This window comes from Staphylococcus sp. EG-SA-2, from assembly GCF_017152085.1.
On the sequence record NZ_JACYHC010000533.1, the window covers coordinates 1 to 3,637 of the forward strand.

The window sequence follows — 3,637 nt, forward strand, 5'->3', positions numbered from 1 at the left end:
GATGTTATGATCTCTGGTCTAGGCTTTATAACTATAGGACCAGGAGCTAAAGTAATCGTTCGTGTTCCTAAAAATGTTGATGTTGTATTAAGAAATTCTATTTTATAAGGTGATTTAAAAAATGAAATTTGCAGTTATCGGAAATCCTATTTCACATTCCTTGTCGCCCGTTATGCATAGAGCAAATTTTAATTCTTTAGGATTAGATGATACTTATGAAGCTTTAAATATTCCAATTGAAGATTTTCATTTAATTAAAGAAATTATTTCGAAAAAAGAATTAGATGGCTTTAATATCACAATTCCTCATAAAGAACGTATCATACCGTATTTAGATTATGTTGATGAACAAGCGATTAATGCAGGTGCAGTTAACACTGTTTTGATAAAAGATGGCAAGTGGATAGGGTATAATACAGATGGTATTGGTTATGTTAAAGGATTGCACAGCGTTTATCCAGATTTAGAAAATGCATACATTTTAATTTTGGGCGCAGGTGGTGCAAGTAAAGGTATTGCTTATGAATTAGCAAAATTTGTAAAGCCCAAATTAACTGTTGCGAATAGAACGATGGCTCGTTTTGAATCTTGGAATTTAAATATAAACCAAATTTCATTGGCAGATGCTGAAAAGTATTTAGCTGAATTCGATATCGTTATTAATACAACACCAGCGGGTATGGCTGGAAATAACGAAAGTATTATTAATTTAAAACATCTTTCTCCCAATACTTTAATGAGTGATATTGTTTATATACCGTATAAAACACCTATTTTAGAGGAAGCAGAGCGCAAGGGAAACCATATTTATAATGGCTTAGATATGTTTGTTTACCAAGGTGCGGAAAGCTTTAAAATTTGGACTAATAAAGATGCTGATATTAATTCTATGAAAACAGCAGTTTTACAACAATTAAAAGGAGAATAACATATGCTTACTGGCAAACAAAAAAGATACTTAAGAAGTTTAGCACACAATATTGATCCGATTTTTCAAATTGGAAAAGGCGGTATCAATGAAAATATGATTAAACAAATAGATGATACGTTAGAAAACAGAGAATTGATTAAAGTACATGTACTACAAAATAACTTTGATGATAAAAAAGAATTAGCTGAAACATTAAGCGAAGCTACGCGTAGTGAATTAGTGCAAGTGATTGGATCTATGATAGTGATTTATAGAGAATCTAAAGAAAATAAAGAAATTGAATTGCCATAATAATGAAAAAGATAGTACTTTACGGCGGTCAGTTTAACCCTATCCATACTGCACATATGATAGTAGCTAGCGAAGTATTTCATGAATTACAGCCAGATGAATTTTATTTTTTACCTAGTTTTATGTCTCCATTGAAAAAGCACAATAATTTTATAGATGTTCAGCACAGATTAACAATGATACAGATGATTATCGACGAGCTTGGTTTTGGAGATATTTGCGACGATGAAATTAAACGTGGTGGTCAGAGTTATACCTATGACACGATCAAGGCATTCAAGGAGCAACACAAAGACAGTGAGTTGTACTTTGTTATTGGGACGGATCAGTATAACCAACTAGAGAAATGGTATCAAATTGAATACTTAAAAGAAATGGTTACTTTTGTAGTTGTAAATCGAGACAAAAATAGTCAAAATGTTGAAAATGCTATGATTGCAATTCAGATACCTAGGGTAGATATAAGTTCGACAATGATTCGACAAAGAGTTAGTGAAGGGAAATCTATCCAAGTTCTTGTTCCTAAATCCGTTGAAAACTATATTAAGGGGGAAGGATTATATGAACATTGAAAAAGCAAAACGGCTTGCAAAAGAGAAACTGCCAGAGAAACGTTATAATCATTCTTTAAGAGTTGCAGAAACAGCGATTAAATTGGCAGAAATTTATGATGGAGACACTAGTAAAGTAGAATTAGCAGGTGTATTACATGATTTCTGTAAATATGATGATTTAGGTAAAATGTATCAAATTGTTCGACAATACGAATTAGGTAATGATCTACTGAGTTATGGTAGTGAAATATTGCATGGCCCTGTGTGTGCAGCAATCATGGAACATGAATATGGTATCAATGATGAGGAAGTATTAATGGCTATCAAATACCATACTACTGGACGTCAACAAATGACAAAAACTGAAAAACTGATTTTTATTGCTGATTACATCGAACCTGGAAGAACAATCCCAGGAGTTGATGATATTCGAGATATGGCATACAATCAAGGTAGTTTAGATAAGACAATTTATGAAATTTCTAAACGCACAGTACTATTTTTAATACAGAAAGATATTACGGTATATAATAAGACGATTGACTGTTTAAATTATTATAACTATAGTGACGAAAGAATAAAGGATGATTAAATGAATTCACAAGAATTATTAGCAATTGCTGTGGATGCAATTGACAATAAAAAAGGCGAAGATACGATTTCTTTAGAAATGAAAGGTATCAGCGATATGACAGATTATTTTGTTGTAACGCACGGAAATAATGAACGACAAGTTCAAGCGATTGCTAGAGCGGTGAAAGAAGTAGCCAATGAACAAAATATAGAAGTAAAACGTATGGAAGGATACAATGAAGCGCGTTGGATATTAATTGACTTAGCTGATGTTGTGGTACATGTTTTCCATAAAGACGAAAGAAATTATTATAATATTGAAAAGTTATATCAAGATGCACCATTAGAATCATATGGTCAGGTTGCGTATTAATTATGTCGCAATATGCAGAAATGAGCCTAGTGTACGATCAATTGACTCAAGATCAACCATATGAAAAATGGTTTGAAATTGTAAAAAATCACTGCAAAGATGAATCAAATATTTTAGATATTGGATGCGGTACTGGTAGTTTAACAGTTCAATTAGAAGCTTTAGGTAATGTTACTGGTATGGATTTAAGTGTTGATATGTTGACTGTTGCAGCTCAAAAATCAGCAAATGTAAATTGGCTTGAAGGAGATATGACATCTTTTGATTTGCAACAACAATTTGATATCATCACTATTTTTTGTGACTCTCTAAATTATTTGCAAGATGAAACTGCAGTGATTGAAACATTCATCAATGTTTATCATCATCTGACTGATTCAGGTGTATTTATTTTTGATGTACATACTGTTTATAAAATGATGACTTTGTTTAATAATCAAAGTTATATTGATGATAAAGGGGACATTTTTTTAGCATGGGATGCTGTGCAAGGAGATTTACCTTTAAGTGTTTATCATGATATGACATTTTTCATTCGACATGAAGATGAAACATATTCAAGATTTGATGAGTCTCATTTTCAGAGAACATTTGATGAAAAGACATATTTGTCTTGGTTAGCTCAAGTTGGTTTTAAACATGTTGAAACATTTACTGATTTTAATATAGATGAACATAATGAAGATGCAGAAAGATTGTTTTTCATTGCGAAAAAATAAAAGTAAAACCACTCGCTCAGACGTGTATAAAGTTGAGGAGTGGTTTTATTGTATCAATTTTTATTACGCTATAAAGATTTTTTAACTCAATGGAAGTTATATATTATAAGTGCTGTTGTTTTAATTATGGTATTAATTGGTTTTATATTCTGGAGACAAGATGATTATACTTCAAGAAATTTTGAAAATAAAGATA

General features: G+C 31.3%; 7 protein-coding genes and 1 pseudogene. All 8 read left to right on the forward strand.

The window, feature by feature from the left end; translation table 11 throughout:
• Window positions 1-108, forward strand: a 108-nt coding sequence (locus tag IDG60_RS22210) for a hypothetical protein (protein WP_241013352.1), incomplete at its 5' end; no start/stop codon positions are given.
• A gap of 13 nt (window positions 109-121) precedes the next feature.
• On the forward strand, window positions 122-928 hold the full coding sequence (gene aroE, locus IDG60_RS08840; RefSeq protein ID WP_000666757.1) for a shikimate dehydrogenase: 807 nt from the start codon (window positions 122-124) through the stop codon (window positions 926-928).
• A gap of 3 nt (window positions 929-931) precedes the next feature.
• Window positions 932-1,222 (forward strand): ribosome assembly RNA-binding protein YhbY, encoded by a 291-nt coding sequence (gene yhbY / locus IDG60_RS08845; protein WP_000955235.1) that lies wholly within the window; start codon window positions 932-934, stop codon window positions 1,220-1,222.
• A gap of 2 nt (window positions 1,223-1,224) precedes the next feature.
• Window positions 1,225-1,794: a nicotinate (nicotinamide) nucleotide adenylyltransferase gene (nadD, locus tag IDG60_RS08850; protein WP_000725167.1), complete on the forward strand. Its 570-nt coding sequence runs from the start codon at window positions 1,225-1,227 to the stop codon at window positions 1,792-1,794.
• Complete coding sequence (gene yqeK, locus IDG60_RS08855) at window positions 1,784-2,368, forward strand: bis(5'-nucleosyl)-tetraphosphatase (symmetrical) YqeK (protein WP_001019324.1); 585 nt, start codon at window positions 1,784-1,786, stop codon at window positions 2,366-2,368. Before nadD ends, yqeK begins: the two co-directional genes overlap by 11 nt.
• Window positions 2,369-2,722: a ribosome silencing factor gene (rsfS, locus tag IDG60_RS08860; RefSeq protein WP_001088020.1), complete on the forward strand. Its 354-nt coding sequence runs from the start codon at window positions 2,369-2,371 to the stop codon at window positions 2,720-2,722.
• Between the two features lie 2 nt (window positions 2,723-2,724).
• A complete protein-coding gene (locus tag IDG60_RS08865; protein WP_000084829.1) occupies window positions 2,725-3,441 on the forward strand; it encodes a class I SAM-dependent DNA methyltransferase in 717 nt (238 codons plus the stop codon).
• Window positions 3,442-3,480: 39 nt separating this feature from the next.
• A pseudogene (locus IDG60_RS08870) lies at window positions 3,481-3,637 on the forward strand (ComEA family DNA-binding protein); the annotation flags it as partial.